This window comes from Streptococcus suis (genome assembly GCF_046032535.1).
Taxonomy (GTDB): domain Bacteria; phylum Bacillota; class Bacilli; order Lactobacillales; family Streptococcaceae; genus Streptococcus; species Streptococcus suis_AK.
The window spans coordinates 1-21202 of the sequence record NZ_JARQPL010000008.1 but is presented as its reverse complement, the minus strand read 5'-3'; the positions used below and the strand labels follow the sequence as shown (position 1 = coordinate 21202).

General features: G+C 39.5%; 16 protein-coding genes and 3 pseudogenes. 17 read left to right on the top strand and 2 right to left on the bottom strand.

Annotation, left to right across the window (positions count from 1 at the left end):
- The first annotated feature begins 63 nt into the window (after positions 1-63).
- The 10 genes from P7J58_RS03975 to P7J58_RS03930 all read left to right on the top strand — a co-directional run bounded on the left by P7J58_RS03975 (position 64) and on the right by P7J58_RS03930 (position 13350).
- Complete coding sequence (locus tag P7J58_RS03975) at positions 64-2922, top strand: phage tail tape measure protein (protein WP_408555822.1); 2859 nt, start codon at positions 64-66, stop codon at positions 2920-2922.
- A complete protein-coding gene (locus P7J58_RS03970) occupies positions 2919-3641 on the top strand; it encodes a phage tail protein (protein WP_257117658.1) in 723 nt (240 codons plus the stop codon). The genes P7J58_RS03975 and P7J58_RS03970 overlap by 4 nt, the downstream gene beginning before the upstream one ends.
- Positions 3641-4882: a phage tail spike protein gene (locus P7J58_RS03965; RefSeq protein ID WP_408555821.1), complete on the top strand. Its 1242-nt coding sequence runs from the start codon at positions 3641-3643 to the stop codon at positions 4880-4882. Before P7J58_RS03970 ends, P7J58_RS03965 begins: the two co-directional genes overlap by 1 nt.
- Complete coding sequence (locus P7J58_RS03960; protein WP_408555820.1) at positions 4883-8188, top strand: gp58-like family protein; 3306 nt, start codon at positions 4883-4885, stop codon at positions 8186-8188.
- Positions 8189-8200: 12 nt separating this feature from the next.
- Positions 8201-8407, top strand: coding sequence for a hypothetical protein (locus P7J58_RS03955; RefSeq protein ID WP_408555819.1), 207 nt, complete (start codon positions 8201-8203; stop codon positions 8405-8407).
- A 5-nt stretch (positions 8408-8412) separates the two neighbouring features.
- Positions 8413-8781, top strand: a complete 369-nt coding sequence (locus P7J58_RS03950) for a hypothetical protein (RefSeq protein WP_044755722.1) — start codon at positions 8413-8415, stop codon at positions 8779-8781.
- A complete protein-coding gene (locus P7J58_RS03945; protein WP_408555818.1) occupies positions 8759-9154 on the top strand; it encodes a holin family protein in 396 nt (131 codons plus the stop codon). The genes P7J58_RS03950 and P7J58_RS03945 overlap by 23 nt, the downstream gene beginning before the upstream one ends.
- A 6-nt stretch (positions 9155-9160) precedes the next feature.
- Positions 9161-10630, top strand: coding sequence for a LysM peptidoglycan-binding domain-containing protein (locus P7J58_RS03940; protein WP_238716737.1), 1470 nt, complete (start codon positions 9161-9163; stop codon positions 10628-10630).
- 223 nt (positions 10631-10853) lie between these two features.
- A complete protein-coding gene (locus tag P7J58_RS03935) occupies positions 10854-12095 on the top strand; it encodes a recombinase family protein (RefSeq protein ID WP_238716736.1) in 1242 nt (413 codons plus the stop codon).
- Entirely contained in the window at positions 12058-13350 is a 1293-nt protein-coding gene (locus tag P7J58_RS03930) for a recombinase family protein (protein WP_277836203.1), read from the top strand. The genes P7J58_RS03935 and P7J58_RS03930 overlap by 38 nt, the downstream gene beginning before the upstream one ends.
- A 151-nt stretch (positions 13351-13501) precedes the next feature.
- Here P7J58_RS03930 and P7J58_RS03925 read toward each other — a convergent pair.
- Positions 13502-13609 (bottom strand): annotated as a pseudogene (locus tag P7J58_RS03925) (IS3 family transposase); the annotation flags it as partial.
- A gap of 116 nt (positions 13610-13725) precedes the next feature.
- On the opposite strand from P7J58_RS03925, the gene P7J58_RS03920 reads away from it, so the two are divergent.
- From P7J58_RS03920 to P7J58_RS03890, 7 genes and pseudogenes are all read left to right on the top strand, one after another.
- Positions 13726-14340 (top strand): CadD family cadmium resistance transporter, encoded by a 615-nt coding sequence (locus tag P7J58_RS03920; RefSeq protein WP_341539736.1) that lies wholly within the window; start codon positions 13726-13728, stop codon positions 14338-14340.
- Positions 14341-14351: 11 nt separating this feature from the next.
- A complete protein-coding gene (gene cadX / locus P7J58_RS03915; protein WP_238716734.1) occupies positions 14352-14690 on the top strand; it encodes a Cd(II)/Zn(II)-sensing metalloregulatory transcriptional regulator CadX in 339 nt (112 codons plus the stop codon).
- 458 nt (positions 14691-15148) lie between these two features.
- Positions 15149-15262, top strand: a pseudogene (locus P7J58_RS03910) (BlaI/MecI/CopY family transcriptional regulator); the annotation flags it as partial.
- Positions 15263-15293: 31 nt separating this feature from the next.
- A complete protein-coding gene (locus P7J58_RS03905) occupies positions 15294-16736 on the top strand; it encodes a multicopper oxidase family protein (RefSeq protein WP_238716732.1) in 1443 nt (480 codons plus the stop codon).
- 328 nt (positions 16737-17064) lie between these two features.
- The gene (locus P7J58_RS03900) at positions 17065-17517 is read left to right on the top strand and encodes a CopY/TcrY family copper transport repressor (RefSeq protein WP_238716731.1); all 453 of its coding nucleotides are present in this window, start codon (positions 17065-17067) and stop codon (positions 17515-17517) included.
- 13 nt (positions 17518-17530) lie between these two features.
- Positions 17531-19669: a copper-translocating P-type ATPase gene (locus tag P7J58_RS03895; protein WP_408555817.1), complete on the top strand. Its 2139-nt coding sequence runs from the start codon at positions 17531-17533 to the stop codon at positions 19667-19669.
- A 369-nt stretch (positions 19670-20038) separates the two neighbouring features.
- Entirely contained in the window at positions 20039-20383 is a 345-nt protein-coding gene (locus P7J58_RS03890) for a hypothetical protein (RefSeq protein WP_238716729.1), read from the top strand.
- Positions 20384-20942: 559 nt separating this feature from the next.
- On the opposite strand, the pseudogene P7J58_RS03885 reads toward P7J58_RS03890, so the two are convergent.
- Positions 20943-21202 (bottom strand): annotated as a pseudogene (locus P7J58_RS03885) (IS4 family transposase); the annotation flags it as partial.

The window sequence follows — 21202 nt, the reverse complement described above, 5'->3', positions numbered from 1 at the left end:
TCTCAAACACGACGAGCAACTCAGGCTGATTTTGATAATTTCTGATGGTAGAAAGGAGGGATTATGGCTGGAAACATAAAGGGAATTACGATTGAAATTGGTGGCGATACCCAACCCTTACAAGATGCACTTAAGGGTGTAAACAAACAAGCATCTGAAGCTACCAAAGAATTAAGACAGATTGATAAGGCTCTCAAGTTTGATACAGGCAATGTCACCCTCCTTACTCAAAAGCAGGAAGTATTAGCTAAACAAGTTGAAACAACTCGAGAAAAGCTAGCAACATTAAGGCAAGCACAGGATCAGGTTGAGGCTCAGTTTAAGGCTGGGGATATTGGGGCAGACCAGTACCGTGCCTTTCAACGTGAGGTGGAAACTACTCAAAGACTGCTGACGTCCTATGAAACTAAGTTAGCTGATGTGTCATCAACACTTGAGAATCACGGTCGAGCCAGTAGTTCAGTGGCTCAACAATTAGATAAACTCCAAGTGGAGCAGGGGCAGTTAGCAAGTGAGATGAACAAGGTCACGTCTCAATTTGAGTTACAAGAAAGTGCTTTGTCATCCAATAGTTCCGAAGCAGAACGCAATGCCATAGCCCAACAAAAGATTGGAGCACAGTCAGAAATTGTTTCTAAACAAATTTCCAATCTCGAAAAGCAACTAGCCTTGACAAAGAGTGAATATGGTGAGAATTCCATTGAAGCCAATAAGATGGAAGCTGAGTTGAACCAAGCAAAGACCGCTCTCAATAACCTGAACAACGAGATGGATGAGACCAAATCCTCTGCTGATGGTGCTCAAGATGGCATGAAAGCCATGTCTGACACCATTCGGGCTGAGGCACTTCAAGCGACCAGTGAGAAGCTAGCAGACATCTCTCAGAAAATCTTCGAAGTCGGAACAGAGTCCATGTCTGCGGCAGCGCAACTTCAAGCCAGCAATGCCCAATTCTCTACCGTCTTTGGAGATATGGAGAATGTTGCTAAGGATGCACTCAATAAGATTGGGGAAGAGATGGACATTGTTCCAGAGCGTCTTCAAGGCTCCTTCACTCAGATGGCTTCCTTTGCCAAAACCTCTGGGATGGATACGGCTCAGGCTTTGGATCTGACCACTCGTGCCACCAGAGCAGCGGCTGATGGGGCAGCATTTTACGACAAATCCATCGAAGAAGTCACCGAAAACCTGCAGTCCTTCCTCAAAGGAAACTATGAAAATGACGCAGCTCTAGGTATTTCTGCAACAGAAACCACTCGTAATACAGCGGCGAACAAGCTCTATGGAAAGTCCTTCAATGAACTATCAGAAGCTCAGAAGCAGTTAACCCTCCTTCAAATGGTAGAGGACGGCAATGAACTCTCTGGAGCCTTGGGACAAGCTGCAAGGGAATCAGACGGACTGGAAAACGTTCTGGGCAACTTAAGACAGTCTGGAACTAATGCTCTAGCAGCAATCGGTCAACCGATTCTGGAGATGCTTATTCCAGTCTTTCAAAGTTTGGCAGACATTGTTAGTCAACTAGCGACTTGGTTTACCAACTTATCCAGTCCCATCAAGGAAGTCGTCATTATCTTCACAGGTATTTTAGCCGTGGTAGGGATGTTACTTCCTGTTTTCTTGGGCTTACAGGTTGCAGCAGCTGCTATGGGGACAACCGTTGTTGGAATGATAACGGCATTTTTGCCGATTGTGGGGATTATTGTTGGTATTGTAGCTGCCATTACCTTACTGATTGTTGGGTTAAAAGAACTCTGGACGAATCACGAAGGCTTTCGAACGGCTGTGACGGAAATCTGGAATAGTATCTATGCCTTTCTGTCCATGATCATCCAGCAGATTTCTAGTTTTGTTATGTCCATCTGGGGAACGCTAACCACATGGTGGACTGAAAACCAGCAATTGATTCTAAATGCTGCAACGACGGTATGGAATGCCATCACTACGGTTATTCAAACGGTGATGACTATTCTTGGACCGCTCATCCAAGCAAGTTGGGAGAATATCAAACTCATCATCACAGCCGCTTGGGAGATGATAAAGATTGTGGTCGAGACTGCTATCAATGTGGTACTTGGTATCATCAAGGCAGTCATGCAGGTTATCACTGGTGATTGGACTGGCGCTTGGGAAACCATCAAACAGGTCTTGTCGATGGCATGGGAGGGCATCAAGTCCCTTATTTCCTTAGCCCTCAATTTCATCGCCCAGTACATCTCAACTGCTTGGACAGGTATCAAGAATACCATCTCAAATTTACTGACAGCTATCAGTTCAGTCGTTTCATCCATTTGGTCAGCAATCCAATCAACCATATCTAATATCTTATCCAATATTGGAGTCACGGTATCCAATATTTGGAACGGTATCCGAAACACGGTCTCTAGTGTCTTGAATGGCATTTCAAGCACGGTGTCATCTGTTTGGAATGGTGTCAAGAATACCATTTCAAATGCCATCAATGGAGCGAGAGATGCCGTAAGTAACGCTATTAATGCCATCAAAAATCTCTTCAACTTCCAAATTCGCTGGCCGCATATTCCCCTCCCTCACTTTAGGGTGTCAGGATCTGCTAATCCTCTTGATTGGTTGAAGGGTGGTATTCCAAGAATTTCTATTGATTGGTATGCCAAGGGAGGTATCTTAACCAAACCAACGGCATTTGGAATGAATGGTAATAGCCTGATGGTTGGTGGTGAAGCAGGAAAAGAAGCGGTGTTGCCTTTGAATGAACAAACATTGGGTGCAATTGGTCGAGGAATCGCAAAGACCATGACAAGTAATCTACCAACCATTCACATCACTATTTCAGGTAACACAGTTAGAGAAGAGACTGACCTTCACCGACTTGCAGAGATGGTTGGAGAGAAACTAGTGTATGAATTAGAACGCCAACAAGGATTGAGAGGAGTGAAACCATGATTAGACATAATGCATTAACCATTGGTGGAGTATCCACGTCTAGTTTTCCTTTTAAGGTAATCGTGGAAGATAGCCCTTCTATCACAGTAAGTGAAAGTAAGTCGCAATTGATAGAACACCAAGGCCTGTCAGGAGCGGTTCTTCAAACCAATCCTCGCAGAAGTGTCATGGAACTGAGCTACACCCTCTATCTTGTAAAACCTAGTGAAGAACAGTTATTTTCCTTTTTGAAGCTATTTTTGAAAGAAGGATTTTGGCTTGAGAACGCTAGTTTCAAGACTATACGATTTTGGTGTTACAAAGTTCACCATACTCCAGTTCAAAAGGATAAGCTGGGGGTGTATGAGCTTAAGGTTACCTTTTCTTGTCACCCAACCAAGTGGTTCAAAACGACGACCTCGCAGGTGTTTAGGTCTAGTGGTACTTTGAGAAGTCAAGGTTCAGCCATTGCTTTTCCAAAGATTACCATAAGTGGCAACTCAAGTAGTGAAACTAGCTTTACGATTGGGGATGATGTCATCCGCTTGGAGCGATTACAGGAAACACTCATTATGGATAATAATCCTAGTCAGCCAAGTTTTAAGACACAAAGAGGTCAGCCTGTAAAATGGACTGGCGATTTCATTACCATTGATGCAGGCAGAAATGACTCAGTTGGAGTTGTCTTAGGTTCTGGCATCACATCATTAACAATAGAAACGAATTGGGGGTGGGCATAGTGCTATCATTATTAGACAAAACTGTTCGAACAGCAAAATGGCATGGAAAACCACTCCCAGAAACCATTAAGGCAAGTGTCAAGGAAACCTTGAATGGGGATTTTGTCCTGAACTTTACCTATCCGATAACAGACAGCGGACTATTTCGAGAGTTAAAAGAGGACTACCTCGTTCGTAGCCCAGTTCCAGTATTGGGACATCAGTTGTTTCGGATAAAGAAAGTCATCGAAGGAGACACCAGTCTTGAAGTTGTGGCCTATCACATTTCAGATGACATCATGACGAGGTTAGTATCGCCATTTAGGTGTGAACAGGTACCCTGTGCAACAGCACTATCAAGCATGGTCATGGCAAGCAAGTCTCCATTGGGAGATTTTTCTTTTACCAGCGACATTGTCAAGAACAGAACCTATACAACGGACAAGGAACAGACGCTTTACTCCACACTACTGGATGGTAAACACTCTATCCTTGGAACTTGGGAGGGAGAATTGGTTCGAGATAACCTTGCCCTATCAATTAAAAGTGAGCGAGGACAAGACCGTGGGGTGGTCATTTCTACTCACTACAATTTGAAAAAGTATCAGAGAACAAAAGAAAGTTCACAGATTATCACTCGCATTCATGCCACTTCAAGTTTTAAACAAGAGGGGCAGGATAGGGAAACTGTACTTCAAGTCACAGTAGACAGTCCACTGATAAACTCCTATCCATTCATCAATGAAGTGACCTATACCAATAATAACCTCAGGTCTCGTCAAGAGTTAATAGAGTGGGCTAGTAGCAAGTTTCGCTTAGAGGGAATGGATAAGCCAAAAGATGCCATCATCATTGAGGCATTTGAATTAGATGGACAAACAGTTCATTTAGGCGATACAGTGACTTTAAAAAGCAAGCTACACGGCATTGATGTGAGGAAGAAAGCCATCGCCTATGATTATGATCCTTTAGCTAATAATTATCGCTCTATCACATTTGATGATAAGGCAAGTATCGGTACAGGTAGAACAGGTGGTAGTCTAACTACACTAGCAAATAATCTCATTGATGGGAATAAGCGGAGTGAGGATGTTGCCGTAGAAATTGCCCTTGAGAATGCCAACAGAGCCTTTGATGCAGAATTTGAGAAACGTCAAGTAGCCATAGATAACGCTATCGAACAGGCTCAAAGTCATGGGGAGGTTTATGCGGATAGATTAAAGGCCAGCATTGATAATGAACTTACTTCTATTCACCAATAGATGCGGCAACAGGAAGAGGAGCAGCAACGTACAACTCGTGATTTAATGGCAAAGGCTGGGGTAAATACCAACCTAGCCACAGAAGCCAAACTGAAGGCAGAACAGGCTCAAACTGGGGCAACTGAAGCCCTCAGAAGGGCAGAACAAGCCAAGCTTGATGCCATTCAAGAAGCTAATCGCTTGTCTGTAACGGAGCGTAGTCAAACAGAGTCAAAGATTGCGACAGCAAAATCACAAGCCATATCTGAAGCCAGTCGATTGGTTGATGTAGCAAAAGCTCTATTAGGTGGGCAGTTAGCTACTGTCAGTACCAATCTCACACAAACCAAGGAAGATATAAAATTTCTTGCGAGTAAGCAACTGGTGGATAGTCTGACTGGTCGAGTAACGGGTGCAGAATCCATGATTCAAGTGCAAGCAGACCAAATTTCCCAGCGTGTAAAAACCAGTGATTTTAACCAAGCGAAACTGAGAATCGAAACTGCCGAGTCATCGATTACGCAATTGGGGAATCGTATAACAACTGAAATCAGTCAAGTGGATGCGAAAATTCCAACTAGCCTAGACGGTCTCAATTTGATGACTGGTACTCGTGATTGGTCAAATAAAGGAAATGCATGGCATTTAGGAAACAACTGGTCTACCGAAACAGAGAATTTCAGAGGACTGGTTGTTCGTTCAACCCAAGCAGGGTTCAACGGAAGTCATCAGAATATTGTTGTGAAAGCAGGAGATGTCATTACTTTTAGCTTTTATGCCAAAGCGAATCAGCCACTTTCTTCCATCAAAGTTTCAGCGATTTGGTCCGGTTCTAGTGTCTATCGTGCTCCAGTGGCAAGAGTAAGAGAATCGGACGATATTATATCCGTCACAAGTGACTGGAAACGCTACTGGAAAACAGTTCATGTCATATCTGATGGTTCACTCCAATTTCGAACGGAGTACAATGGCAGCACTATCCCAAATGGCAATAAATTCTATTTGGCAGGATTGAAAGTCGCAAAGACCTCACTAGACACAGGCTATTCAGAAAATCCAGCAGATATTGCTGGTGAATTGAACACCCAACGGACACTCATCACTCAAACGGCTTCTGGTGTAGAGCAGGTTTCTACAAGATTAACCGAGGCGAGTGGAAAGATTTCTAGTAGTGAAACCCAGATTCGACAATTAGTTTCGGATGTATCCTCAAAGGTCAGTCAAACGGATTTCAATAACTTGAAACAGACTGTTGAGGGACATACTACATCCATCCAACAGACGCAACAATCTATTTTGCTTAAGGCTGATAAGACCGTTCTTGAGGGGGTCAAAACAACTGCTGACAACGCATTGGCTAAGGCCAATACAAACTCAAGTCAGATTACTCAAACAAAGGCAGATTTAAGGATTGCCAATGACGCCATCTCACAGAAAGTCGCAAAGACTGATTTTAATAGTTTGACTAGTCGAGTAACAAGTGCAGAAACCACTATCCGAACACAAGCTGGTCAAATTGAACAACGACTAACAAGTACGCAAGTTGAATCTGCCATTAACTCAAAAGGCTACCAAACCAAGTCACAGGTTGATTCAAATATTACTGGTCGTGGCTATCTAACCAGCAGTTCTCTCCAACCCTATGCGACGACAACTAGTGTGCAGAATTTGGTTAGAACCACCTCTGATAGTTTTACCCAGCGAATCGGTCAAACGGAAAGTAGAATCCCTACCTCAGTTTCACATCGCAACTTGATAGCTGGTACTTCGGATAGATGGAGTGCTTATCAGACGATAAATGCCAATAGTAACTGGATAGCATCGTTAGGAAGAGTGCAATTTGGGGATAGTAGTGGAATTTATGTTGGGTCAAAAGTGCATTTATATGTTCATATCTCAGCGGATGAGATTACCTTTGACCCTGCTGTGACGACTCGTTCTATGAAACTACAAGGTTCAATTTTGGATAGTCAAAATGTTTGGACATGGACTAACTGGAATTTGTATCACCCTTTCTACAATAAGTGGAGCAGTAATCTTACAAAGGGTAACAATTATCGGTTAATTAAACTAACCTCTATCATCACTCAAGAGATGTACCAACACTCTAAAGGATTTGAACTTCAAGTCAGAATTGATGGAGTTAAGACAGGTAAGTTTCATGTGAGAGCTTTAATGGTATCAACTGGTGATATCTTTCCAGACTATTGGACACCGTCATTAGACGACTTTACGACAGTGACCGCCTTTCATGAAGTGCGGGATACTGTAAGTAGTCACACTCGAACAATTGGAGATCACACCAATCAAATCAGTCAGGTTGTTCAAACGGCAAATGGGATTATGACACGAGTGGGCAATCTAGAAACAAGTAGAGCGACAATGGCGGCAGTGAATGCCATTCAAACTCAAGTTTCAACACTTGCAGGGTCGTGGTCGGTTCGAAATTTGACCAGTGCGGGAACAGTCCTGAGTCAGCTCAATCTCAATAAGGATGGCACAGTCAAGATTGATGGAAAACTCGTTCAAATTACAGGAACTACCTATATCCAAGATGGTGTCATTGCAAGTGGTAAGATTGCAAGTCTTGATGCAGGCAAGATTACGTCAGGCATCATATCAGCAGCTCGTATTGGAGCAGAAGCAATCACTGCGGATAAGTTAAAGGTTGACCAAGCATTCTTTACCAAGTTTATGGCTACAGAAGCCTATCTCAAGCAGTTGTTTGCCAAATCAGCCTTTATAACCCAAGTGCAGTCAGTAACCCTATCTGCCAACAAAATTTCTGGTGGAATCTTGTCAGCAATCAACGGAGCCATGAAAATCAATCTGTCACTTGGAAATATCAAGTTCTTTACAAACTCTCCATCCATTTCTCGTGAGGTTAGTGGATATCCCCATCAATGGGTTTCCTTTGAGACAGGAACATCAAATGGTAAGCCATGTGGTGTAACCATTATCGGTTCGAATCGATGGAACAACTGGAATGCCAATGACGGTGGCTTTGTAGGGATTCGAGCATGGAACGGTACTGATACCGACCAAATTGATGTGGTAGGTGATAAAGTACGTTTAGCCAGTGCTCCATATACCAATCCAGATGGGTGGGAGATTGTAACGTTGCCTAACCGACTGAGTATTGATGCCTATAAAGCATCTGATCGACCAAGTTCCATTTTGAATATCGGAGATATCCGCATCTATCGAAATGGGACAACTTATGTCAGCTTGAAAGACGTCCTTCATCAATTCAATCACAATTTTAAACACTTAGTAAATATCACAGGTCGAGGTGACGTCATCTTGACGTGGGACACGATTAAATAAAGGAGTTCACAGATGAATCTAGAACAAATCAACCAATCACTAAAACTAACTATCCAGGAGCTTGTCACCAAGCTATCTGATGAAATTACCGCTAAGAACCTCATTGCCATCCAATTGGTGGAAAGGGATGAGGAACTTAGCCTATTGCGTAAAGAAAAACAGGAATTGACAGAACTGTTAGAATTTCAGACAAAACCTGAAGAAGGGAAAGGAGAATAGTTATCATGGCATTACTCAATATTGACAAAGTAACAGAACCATTTGATTTGGAGACAGCTCTCGTTTACATGCGTAAGAATGGAGAATTCATTCGTTGTAAGACAGCAGAGCAGGATTTTTACATGTATCTTGAAGAAGTAAGGCGACCTGCTATTAAAAATGGAAAGCGGCAGTTGGTTACAACAGAAACAGTTTGGGCTTTTAATCAGTGGGGTAGTACGACATTAACTCTGAACCTTTCTGATTTATTCCATGAATGTTTTTATCTGATGCGGTTTGATGAGAACGGTCAACCGGATTGGTCAGACCCTACCATTGTGCAGGAAGGTTCAGTAGAAAGTGAGGTGACCGATGAAGGAACTGTTAACTCTTAATAAAATTTTATTTTCCATGATTGGAGGCTTGATTGGTAGTCTATTTGGAGAGTTGGATGGTATCCTATATGCCCTACTTGTCTTCATTTTTATTGACTATCTAACAGGAATTTTTGCGGCGGTTGTAGAGAAACAATTGTCTAGTAGTATCGGCTTTCGTGGCATCTTTAAAAAGATAGCCATTTTATTTTTAGTTTCTCTAGGTCATCTGATTGATACTGCAATTATCAAGCAGGGTGGAACCATTCGAACCATGGTCATTTTCTTTTATCTCAGTAATGAGGGGTTAAGTATTCTAGAAAATACCGTTCGAATTGGTTTACCGATACCAAAGAAACTACAAGCAATCTTAAAACAAATCAACGAGAGGTGAGAAGATATGGGAAAACATCTAGTCATTTGTGGTCATGGGCAAGGGCGAACAGGCTATGATCCTGGAGCTGTGAATACCAAACTAGGCATCACAGAAGCAGGAAAGGTTCGAGAATTAGCCAAGATCATGTCTAAGTACAGTGGACAACAGATTGATTTTATTACCGAACAAAATGTTTATGATTATCGGAGTATTACTAGTATTGGTAAGGGATACGACTCAATTACTGAATTGCACTTCAATGCCTTTAATGGTAGTGCCAAAGGAACAGAAGTCTTGATTCAATCCTCCTTAGAAGCAGATAAGGAAGATATGGCAATCCTCTCTCTCCTTTCATGTTATTTCCAAAATCGTGGCATTAAGAAGGTAGATTGGCTCTATAATGCCAACCAAGCAGCAAGTCGTGGTTATACTTATCGTTTGGTGGAAATTGCCTTCATCGATAATGAGCAAGATATGTCGATTTTTGAGAACAAGAAAGAGGACATTGCGAGAGGTCTTGTATCAGCTATAACAGGAGTCGAAGTCAAGACCATAGTTCCCTCGACACCCAGTTCAACCGTTGGGAGTTCAGGAACTCCTTCAAAGCCAATCTATCTTGTTGGTGATAGTCTTAGGGTGTTGCCTCATGCGACTCATTATCAGACTGGTCAGAAAGTCGCCAACTGGGTCAAGGGGCGCACCTACAAAATCCTCCAAGTGAAGAATGTTCACCAGTCCAACAGTAAGAGAGCTTATCTACTTGATGGAATCAAGTCATGGGTGCTTGAACAGGATGTAGAAGGAACAACTAAAGGCCATAGTGAGCAGACCTATCAAGCACAGAAAGGCGATACCTATTATGGAATCGCTCGGAAGTTTGGTTTAACAGTTGATGCCCTTCTTGCGGTAAATAGCTTGAAGAAAACGGATATTTTAAGAGTTGGACAAACTCTAAAGGTCAACGCAGCTTCAAGGACAACAACAGCTATTCCAACCAGTGTTGCAAGTCGTGTGGTTGCGTCCGCTTTATCTAAGGTCGGTCAAAAGGTGACTGTTCCATCTAACCCATATGGTGGACAGTGTGTTGCTTTGGTGGATAAGATTGTTCAAGAACTTACGGATAAGAATATGTCCTATACTAATGCCATTGATTGTTTGAAGAAAGCAAAATCAAATGGTTTCCAAGTAATCTACGATGCTTGGGGTGTGAATCCTAAAGCAGGCGATTTTTATGTCATTCAGACGGATGGTTTGGTATATGGTCACATTGGTGTCTGTGTGACGGATTCAGATGGAAAAAGTATTGATGGCGTGGAACAGAATATTGATGGGTATTCTGACCATAATAAGAACGGTATCAATGACCAATTGGAAATTGGTGGCGGAGGTATCACTCGTCGTGTGAAACGACAATGGATGGCGGATGGCTCACTCTACGATTCAACTGGAACAGTTAAACTGGGTAAAGTTGTAGGTTGGTTTAGAATTTCATAATTATGTTATTAGCCTGGTGGAAACATCAGGCTTTATTTTTTTGACTTTTTTTTCAATAAGTGCGGAAAAAATACTCCCAAACCTACCTAGTAATGTAGGAGGAATATTTGTATTCCATGAACTATGGCATAAATGTATCAGGTCGAATTAGTTGGTCTGATAACTTGACTAATATCCTTTTTAGAGTGATATATAGTGTGCCATTATATAGGAAGGAGAGTAAATGTCCGTAAAGAAGATTAGAGTCAATAGACAAAAACATAGGAAGAGGGTCTGTGCCTACATTCGAGTTTCGACGACTAATGGAAGTCAGTTAGATTCATTAGAAAATCAGAAGCAGTATTTTGAAAAACTGTATTCCAATAGAGACGATATTGATTTTATGGGTGTTTATCATGACAGAGGTATATCTGGTTCTAAGGATAAACGTCCAGATTTTCAAGCTATGATTGAAGAATGTCGTAAAGGCAAGATTGATGTTATTCATACCAAGTCAATTGCTCGCTTTGCCAGAAACACGGTTACAGTTCTTGAAATTAGTCGTGAACTGAAGGCAATTGGAGTAGACATATTCTTTGAGGAGCAAAACATTCATACCCTTTCAAGTGAGGGGGAAGTGATGCTTTCAGTATTAGCTAGTATTGCAGAAGATGAGTTAAGGAGTATGAGTGGCAATCAACGTTGGGCTTTTCAGAAGAAATTCCAACGAGGAGAGCTGGTCATTAACACCAAGCGATTCTTAGGATACGATGTTGACGAAAACGGTGAGTTGATTATTAATCCAGAAGAAGCCTTAATAGTAAGGGAAATATTTGCACTTTATCTTGCAGGAAATGGTACACATCGTATTGCCAAACACTTAAATGAAAAGGGAGTTGCGACTGTTACAGGTGCTAAATGGCATGACACAACAATCCGTCAAATGTTAAGCAATGAAAAATACAAAGGTTCAGTCTTACTGCAAAAGTATTTCCATGATGGTGTGAATGGTCCTAAAAAATTGAACCAAGGAGAACTTGAACAATACTTGATAGAAGATAATCATGAAGCCATTATTTCAAAAGAAGATTGGCAAAGTGTCCAAGATAAGCTAAATAGTAGAAGATGGCAACAAGGTAGAAACAAAACCTATAAATTTACAGGGTTGTTAAAGTGTCAGCATTGTGGTTCGACTTTAAAGAGACAGGTTTCTTATAAGAAAAAAATTGTTTGGTGCTGTTCCAAATACATAAAAGAGGGAAAAGCAGCCTGTCAGGGGATGCGAGTACCAGAAGTAGATATTTCAAATTGGGAGATAAACTCACCAGTTACAGTAATAGAAGGAGATATAGATGGGGAAAAGTATTACAGTTATTCCGGCCAAGAAAGTGCAGACCAGCGTTCTTCATCAGGTCAGGAAGAAAATCAAGGTAGCCGCATATTGTCGAGTGTCCACCGACCAAGAAGAACAGCTATCAAGTTATGAAAACCAAGTAAATTATTACCGAGAGTTCATCTCTAAACACGAGGACTATGAGTTAGTTGACATCTATGCGGATGAGGGCATTTCAGCAACCAATACCAAAAAACGTGATGCCTTTAACCGCTTGATACAAGATTGTAGGGCAGGTAAGGTGGATAGGATTTTGGTCAAGTCGATCAGTCGGTTTGCCAGAAACACCCTTGATTGTATCAAGTATGTCCGAGAGCTGAAAGAACTGGGGGTTGGCGTGACTTTTGAGAAGGAGAATATTGACAGCCTAGATTCGAAAGGTGAGGTTCTGTTGACGATACTTTCTTCCTTGGCACAGGATGAGTCACGTTCCATATCAGAGAATGCGACTTGGGGGATTCGTAAGAAGTTTGAACGTGGTGAAGTTCGTGTGAATACCACTAAGTTCATGGGTTATGACAAGGATGAGAATGGTAGACTTATCATCAATCCAGAGCAAGCAGAAACTGTCAAATTTATCTACGAGAAATTCTTAGAGGGGTATAGTCCTGAGTCCATAGCTAAATATTTGAATGACAATGAAATACCTGGTTGGACTGGAAAGGCTAACTGGTATCCAAGTGCTATACAGAAAATGCTTCAAAATGAAAAGTATAAAGGTGATGCCCTATTGCAAAAGACTTTTACGGTTGATTTTTTGACTAAGAAACGAGTTCAAAATGACGGTCAGGTTGACCAGTACTATGTAGAAAATAGCCATGAAGCTATTATTGACAAAGACATTTGGGAATTAGTACAGTTGGAATTGGCAAGGAGGAAAGCCTACCGAGAGGAGCATCAGCTCAAGTCCTATATCATGCAAAATGACGATAACCCTTTTACAACTAAGGTGTTCTGTAAAGAATGTGGTTCAGCCTTTGGTCGGAAGAACTGGACCACCAGTCGAGGTAAACGCAAGGTTTGGCAATGTAACAATCGATATAGGGTCAAAGGACAGATTGGCTGTCAGAATAACCATATTGATGAAGAAACGTTAGAGAAAGCCGTAGTAATGGCTGTAGAACTATTGAGTGAGAACGTGGATCTGTTGCATGGGAAGTGGAATAAGATTATAGAAGAAAATCGTCCGCTAGAAAAGCATTATAGTACAAAGATGGCTGATATAATAAACAAGCCATCCTGGGAATTCGATTCGTATGAGATGTGTCAGGCATTGGATAATATTACAATTGTAGAGGATGGACAGATAACTGTCAGATTTTTAGAAGGAACTGAGGTAGACTTGTAACTAGGCTATTACTCTAGTTAATGTTTGCAATTAGACATATATACATCATACGAGATTTCCAATGGCACACAAATCGAAATAGTTTTAAGCTCAATCAACGGTCGTGGGACTGACCCCCAAAAAGTGAGAATTTAATAAAAACACCCTAGGGCTACCGTCTCCGGTATTCAACCGGAGACAGGTAGTCCAATTTTTGTTGGATTCTTTTTTCATTATAATATTTGATGTAATTTTCTACAATTTGAATTACAATATATTTCTAAAACTACACAATACAAATATTGACATGCAATTATTAATTGGTGGATTTTAAGTTGACATCTACAAAGTTTAATGTTAGAATACATTCAAAAATGTATTTGAATGAGGTGTTTTATGATTCAAAATATTGTTACTTCAATAATCCTGTATTCTGGGACAGCCGTAGACTTACTTATTATCCTAATGTTATTTTTTGCCAAAAGAAGAAGTAGAAAGGACATCATTAACATCTATTTAGGACAATTTCTAGGCTCTATTAGTCTAATATTCCTAAGTTTGCTTTTTGCATTTGTCTTAAATTATATTCCTAGTAAAGAGATTTTAGGATTACTCGGTTTGATTCCAATTTTCCTAGGCCTCAAAGTTTTGCTTTTAGGAGATTCTGATGGAGAAGCTATTGCAAATGATGGTTTGCGAAAAGACAATAAAAACCTGATTTTTCTAGTCGCTATGATTACTTTTGCAAGTTGTGGCGCTGACAATATTGGTGTCTTTGTCCCATATTTTACCACCTTAAATTTAGCGAATTTGATAGTGACTTTACTTACTTTTCTAGTCATGATTTATCTCTTGGTTTTTTCTGCCCAAAAATTAGCACAAGTCCCTTCTGTTGGAGAAACTTTGGAAAAATATAGCAGATGGTTTATTGCCGTTGTCTATTTAGGATTGGGGATGTATATCCTGATTGAAAACAACAGCTTTGACATGCTATGGACTGTGTTAGGCTAGGAGAAAATATTTTGAAAAAAGATAGTATCTGCCATGTGAATGTTATAAATCAAAAAAATGTTACAACCGCAACGAACTACCTTGAAAAGGAAAAAGTCCAAAAATCACTTCGCATTTTATCAAAATTTACCGATAATAAACAGATAAATATCATCTTTTATCTCCTTGCCGTCGAAGAACTCTGTGTCTGCGATATAGCCTGTTTATTAAATCTCAGTATGGCATCTGCCTCCCACCATCTTCGTAAACTAGCCAATCAAAACATCTTGGACACTAGAAGAGAGGGGAAAATTATATATTATTTTATAAAAGATGAGGAAATCAGAGATTTTTTTAATCAACTAGGATAACAACTATTTTTACTACTTTTCCATGATTATAGGGAGATTATATATGAAATTTTTGATGAAAATTACTCACAAGAAATACCTACTCGTATCAAATGTTTAAGAAAAAAGTATAATTTAAAGCAAAGCGACCTACGATTATATCAGCGTTTACAGACATTCAAGAGAAATCTCTTGGATGTCTTTTTTGGGCTAAAGCAAGGCTATGATTAGCCTTGGCAAATTTGCCTAACAGCTCCAAACCTGTCATCAAATGAAATCGATGACTTATCAGAATGAGTCGTAGCCTTCATCTCACAGTATAGGTAGATGGCTAATTTCATTTAAAAACTTTCAGTTTTAAGGGACTGACCCCAAAAAAGTGAGAATTTAATAAAAAGACTTGACATATTTCGTTTACAATAGTAGACTTATTTTAAACATATTCGTTTACATCTGTAAACAACAAGGAGGAAAGGAAAATGAGCACAATAGAACTTAATACTTCTATCACAGATGCTGAATGGGAAGTAATGCGTGTAGTTTGGGCAAATGATCGAGTAACTAGTAAAACAGTCATCTCTGTATTGAAAGAAAATTAGAATAATAATTTATGGAGGAATAAAAATGAGTAAGAATAAACATATGTTATTAGGTATTGGTCTTACAGTCGGATTAACTGCAGTTGGATATATTACACTTTTAGAACCAATGATTAGTTATTTTAAAATAAACCAGAGTGCAGTTAATATAGATATTCAAACAAGTAAAACAAAAAGTACACTTCCTATACCACCACTATTAGAGGATAAAAATCCAGATCCTAATATTGCGGATTTTACTTTAGAACCTCAAGAAGGAGAAACTTCATTTTTACCAAATACCAAGACACGAACTATGGGTTACAACGGAAGCTTCTTAGGCCCTGTCATCAGAGTAAGTAAAGGTGAGCAAGTAAATGTGCACGTAAATAACAAGCTAAAAGAAGCAACTACAGTTCACTGGCATGGACTAGAGGTAGAAGGAGAAAAGGATGGGGGCCCTCATCAAGGAATTGAACCAGGAACAACTTGGGAGCCTAGTTTTACAGTAAATCAACAGGCTGCAACATTGTGGTATCATCCGCACTTTGGAGGAAATACTGCTACCCAAGTTTATAAAGGTTTAGCAGGACTATTCTATGTGGATGATGAAGTATCAAAAAGCTTAAATATTCCTAAGGAATATGGAGTAAATGATATACCTTTAGTAATTCAAGATAGAAGCTTTGGCAAGGACGGCAGTTTTATTTATAATACAAATATGATGGATGGAGCAACAGGGGATACTATCATAGTTAACGGAGCTATTAAACCTAATTTAGAGGTGAATAGAGTCAAGATGAGATTTAGAATAGTTAATGGTGCTAATGCAAGTAACTATAATTTGAAGTTAGATAATAGAGATGGATTCTATCAAATAGCATCTGATGGTGGATTTTTAGAAAAACCGGTTAGCCAGAGAAATATTATGTTATCACCTGGGGAAAGAGCAGAGATAATAGTGGACTTTTCAAAGTATGAAAAGGGAACGCAGCTATCACTTATGAGTAATAAGGAAGCCATTATGACCTTTAATGTTAAAGGCGATGGGAAAGATGATACTGAAGTACCTAGCACTTTAACGAATATAGAAAGAATGTCAGAAACACAAGCTACTAAGATAAGAAGCTTTGAGCTTCAAGGTATGGGTCAAATGGTATCAATAAACGGTAAAAAGTTTGATATGAATAGAATTGATGAAACAGTGAAGCTTGGAGATACAGAGATTTGGGAAATTACAAACCCAGGATCTATGATGCATGAAATGGGGCACCCATTCCATATTCATGGCACACAGGTTCAAATTCTATCAAGAAACGGTAATGCGCCTTCTCCAGAGGAGAGCGGATGGAAAGATACTGTATATATTGAACCTAACGAAAAAGTAAAACTTATAGTTAAGTTTAATAAGAAGGGTACTTATATGTACCACTGTCACATTCTTGAACATGAAGAAGCAGGTATGATGGGACAAATTAAAGTAGAATAATAAATAATATTTTATATCTTCATAATGCTCCCACAATTTAAGTGTAAGATTCTAATATAGAAATTACGAGGACAGGATAAGGATATGAGAATATTAAAAATGTTGTTCAGTAAAAAATTTAAAGAAGAATATTCAAGAAAAATTCAGTCTGTGTTTTACCAGTTTGATAGAGATTAACGAACGATTGTTTGAAATCCTCGTCGTAACATTAATTACAATAATATCATTGTTTACATTTATAAAAAAGACTTGACATATTTCGTTTACAATAGTAGACTTATTTTAAACATATTCGTTTACATCCGTAAACAACAAGGAGGAAAGGAAAATGAGCACAATAGAACTTAATACTTCTATCACAGATGCTGAATGGGAAGTAATGCGTGTAGTTTGGGCAAATGATCGAGTAACTAGTAAAACAGTCATCTCTGTATTGAAAGAAAAAATGGACTGGACAGAATCCACTATCAAAACGATCTTAGGTCGATTAGTTGGAAAAGGCGTACTAAATACAGAGCATGAAGGTAGAAAGTTTATTTACACTGCCAATATTGAAGAGACAGAAGCCGTAAGGGATTATGCAGAAGATATTTTTAAATGGATTTGCAATAAGAAAGTCGGAAATGTAATAGGAAGCATCATTGAAGATCATGTTTTAAGCTTCGATGATATAGATCGACTAGAAAAAATATTAGAAATGAAAAAATCTTTCGCAGTAGAAGAAGTGGATTGCAATTGTCCAGAAGGACAATGCGAATGTCATTTACATCATCAAGCATAAGGAGGAATTTAAAATGAATACTGACAACATGGATAAGTTAAAACACGAGCATGGAATCACAGATGAACATGGATACCATAAGGATCAACATCAAGTACATCATGCTGGGCATGATCACTGCGGGCACAGTGGACATGATCACAGCGGGCACAGTGGACATGATCACAGCGGGCACAGTGGGCATAATCACAGCGGACACAGTGGGCATGCCCACCATCATCACGGAAGCTTTAAGGAACTTTTCTTAAAGTCATTGCCACTAGGAATCATTATTATGCTCTTATCCCCTATGCATGGATTTGAACTACCATTCCAGTTTACTTTTCCATATTCTGATATTGTAGTAGCTATTTTATCTACTATATTAATTATTTATGGTGGACGTCCATTCTATCAAGGCGCAGTTGACGAATTTAAACAAAAAGAACCTGGAATGATGGCTCTAGTTTCTTTAGGTATAAGTGTTTCATATTTATACAGTATTTATGCTGTTATCATTACCTACGTAACGGGTGGACACGTGATGGACTTTTTCTTTGAATTTGCTTCATTATTATTAATCATGTTATTAGGTCACTGGATTGAGATGAAAGCTATTGGAGAAGCAGGAGACGCACAAGCAGCATTGGCTAAGTTGGTACCAAAAGATGCTCACGTTGTGTTAGAAGACGATTCAATTGAAACACGTCCAGTTACTGACTTAAAGGTAGGTGATTCAATTCGTGTTCAAGCCGGAGAAAATGTGCCAGCAGACGGGATTATCGAGCGTGGCGAATCACGTTTAAATGAAGCTCTTCTAACTGGGGAGTCAAAAGCAGTAAAAAAAGGCCCTGGCGATGAAGTAATCGGAGGCTCAACAAATGGAGAAGGGGTTCTTTATATTAAAGTTAATGAGACAGGTGATCAATCCTTCATCTCTCAAGTTCAGAATTTAATCAGCCAAGCTCAAAGTCAGCCTTCCAGAGCAGAAAATATTGCTCAAAAGGTTGCAGGGTGGCTCTTCTATATTGCTGTTATTGTCGCGCTAATTGCTTTTGTAGTGTGGATGATTATTGGAGATATCCCAACGGCAGTTATATTTACTATTACTACATTAGTTATTGCTTGTCCGCACGCACTGGGTCTGGCTATTCCATTGGTAACCGCCCGTAGCACAAGCTTAGGAGCTAGCCGTGGCTTACTAGTAAAAGACCGCCAAGCCTTAGAAATAGCTCAAGATGCAGATGTGATGATTTTAGATAAAACGGGTACTTTAACAACTGGTGAATTTAAAGTATTAGATGTAAAACTTCTTAATGACAAATATACAAAAGAGGAAATCATTGCCTTATTGGCAGGTATTGAAGGAGGATCTAGCCACCCAATTGCTCAATCAATTATAAGTTTCGCCGAGCAGCAAAATATACGTCCAGCATCTTTTGATTCGATTGATGTGATTTCCGGTTCTGGAGTAGAGGGTAAAGCAGGTGGGCACCGTTACCAATTAATCAGTCAAAAAGCCTATGGACGTAATCTTGATATGGATACTCCAAAAGGAGCAACTCTTAGTGTCTTAGTAGAAAACGATGATGCCATTGGTGCTGTAGCTTTAGGGGACGAATTAAAACCAACGAGTAAAGAGTTAATTAAAGCTCTTAAAAAGAACAATATTCGACCAATTATGGCAACAGGTGATAATGAAAGAGCGGCTCAAGGCGTGGCAGTAGATTTAGGGATTGAATATAGATCAAATCAATCTCCACAAGACAAATATGAGTTAGTTAAAACACTTAAAGATGAAGGGAAGAAAGTTATCATGGTAGGTGATGGTGTAAATGATGCCCCTTCTCTTGCCTTAGCAGATGTTGGTATAGCTATAGGTGCTGGAACTCAAGTTGCATTGGATTCAGCTGATGTCATATTGACTCAATCCGATCCAGGAGATATTGAATCATTCATTGAATTAGCACACAAAACAACTCGTAAAATGAAACAAAACCTATTTTGGGGAGCTGGTTATAACTTTATAGCTATCCCTCTAGCTGCAGGAATTTTGGCTCCTATTGGTATCACATTAAGCCCTGCATTAGGAGCAATCCTAATGTCTGTGTCAACAGTCATCGTCGCCATTAATGCTATGTTATTAAGTTTAGATCCAAAAAATAACGGTTAACAGATCGAATGATTGAAACTCCTTGAAGTATCAAGATACAATAGTTTTACAGGAGAAAAAGAGATGTAAGTACTGGCTCTTTGTAAAATCGTGTTAATAGAAGTAGACGATTGATTTAGATCGAGAAGTAGTATTAGTTGCTGCTGAAGATGATGAAATTATAGGTGCAATTTGGGAGAGATTGCTTGATGCAGATAAAAGAGGCTGAAAAACTAGGAGCACAGAAATCTGCAGGCTATAAAAAAGTCAATAATACTAGAAAGAAGGGATTGAGCTTTACAAAGAATTAAATAAATAACAGAATCGCCGTTTCGTTTTGAGGTGGTGATTTTTTGCTAGTCTTTTTGATAGAAAAAGCATATCTATGAAATGACAGGTGCAGATTTGTGTAAAAAATGTATTTTGAAAGATAGTGTTCTTGTAATAGCATTGTTGCACTATATGCAAATTGATGAGGAACAGGGTAAAAAGTTGATTCAATCAATCCATTCAAGCGATAAGGATTTTCTAAAACATTTTGAAGATGCTGATGTATTTGCGAATCTCTCTTATCAGATATTGAAGGGGAGCTATCCCTACCCAGTTAATGAGGTTGCAGCAGATATGCTAAGGTATGTAGCCTATGACGTTAATAGGTTCCATGCACGGGATAAAATTGAGGAACTATTAGCTACAGGGGTAGAACCACTTATTGAGGAGATTTTAGAAAGATAGTCAATATTAGGGCTACTGTTCCGTTCCACAGTATAATCTTAAAATCATTTCCACTCCCTTTCGTCTATTAGTATAGAAGAAAGCTCTCAGCACACGTTGAAGTTGTGAGTCTGTTAGAAAAACGTAATTAGATTATCCAGCTTGCTCTCTTGTTTTCTGGCAAGCTGCTTCAAAGGTCCACAGGACCTTTGAACTCCCAAATATGCATCACGTTGAGGTAGTTGGTCTGCTGGTGAAAGCTTAGAAACCTTTGAACGAAAGCATGTTAAAAAGCCTTGGAGACAAGGCTTTTTGCTTTTGGGTGGGGTAGTATCAAAGTGACTACCTCAGTTGAGGTGGTTGAAATGCTGGGGGATTTTAGAGGGATTTATTTCCGTAGACACAAGGTGGGGACATGGGGTAAGGAGTATGAGAGAGTAGAACCACCTCAATGTCATTAAGTTAAGCATTTAAGCAACTAAAGAAACTATTCTCGTCTGAGCAGTTCATGACCAAACGGGAATAGTTTTTGTATTTAGGGCGCACAAAAAGGAGGTTTTTTACCCCTATTTTTCAACTATTATGTTACTCTATAAGTGAAGCTTACAGGTGCCTTGCTTTTTATCTTTCTTTGGAACGTTCGATTGGGTCGGATGATGGATAAATGCTTGGCAATGTAGGTTTCTAATTGGAAGGAAGTGAGTTTGTTTCTAAGAAATTTTCGACAGGCATAAACAGCGTCTGAAAAACAAATTTTATAAGTCTGTTTTAACTTTGATGTTTTAATAGCAACGTGTGAGGTTAGCCATTTACAAACATTAAAATTGATAAAGCGAGCGT

Excerpts from the sequence above, each read along its gene's own strand:
- P7J58_RS03975 (WP_408555822.1), top strand. The coding sequence starts at position 64 with ATGGCTGGAAACATAAAGGGAATTACGATTGAAATTGGTGGCGATACC.
- P7J58_RS03970 (WP_257117658.1), top strand. The coding sequence starts at position 2,919 with ATGATTAGACATAATGCATTAACCATTGGTGGAGTATCCACGTCTAGT.
- P7J58_RS03960 (WP_408555820.1), top strand. The coding sequence starts at position 4,883 with ATGCGGCAACAGGAAGAGGAGCAGCAACGTACAACTCGTGATTTAATG.
- P7J58_RS03955 (WP_408555819.1), top strand. The coding sequence starts at position 8,201 with ATGAATCTAGAACAAATCAACCAATCACTAAAACTAACTATCCAGGAG.
- P7J58_RS03950 (WP_044755722.1), top strand. The coding sequence starts at position 8,413 with ATGGCATTACTCAATATTGACAAAGTAACAGAACCATTTGATTTGGAG.
- P7J58_RS03945 (WP_408555818.1), top strand. The coding sequence starts at position 8,759 with ATGAAGGAACTGTTAACTCTTAATAAAATTTTATTTTCCATGATTGGA.
- P7J58_RS03940 (WP_238716737.1), top strand. The coding sequence starts at position 9,161 with ATGGGAAAACATCTAGTCATTTGTGGTCATGGGCAAGGGCGAACAGGC.
- P7J58_RS03935 (WP_238716736.1), top strand. The coding sequence starts at position 10,854 with ATGTCCGTAAAGAAGATTAGAGTCAATAGACAAAAACATAGGAAGAGG.
- P7J58_RS03920 (WP_341539736.1), top strand. The coding sequence starts at position 13,726 with ATGATTCAAAATATTGTTACTTCAATAATCCTGTATTCTGGGACAGCC.
- P7J58_RS03905 (WP_238716732.1), top strand. The coding sequence starts at position 15,294 with ATGAGTAAGAATAAACATATGTTATTAGGTATTGGTCTTACAGTCGGA.
- P7J58_RS03900 (WP_238716731.1), top strand. The coding sequence starts at position 17,065 with ATGAGCACAATAGAACTTAATACTTCTATCACAGATGCTGAATGGGAA.
- P7J58_RS03895 (WP_408555817.1), top strand. The coding sequence starts at position 17,531 with ATGAATACTGACAACATGGATAAGTTAAAACACGAGCATGGAATCACA.
- P7J58_RS03890 (WP_238716729.1), top strand. The coding sequence starts at position 20,039 with ATGACAGGTGCAGATTTGTGTAAAAAATGTATTTTGAAAGATAGTGTT.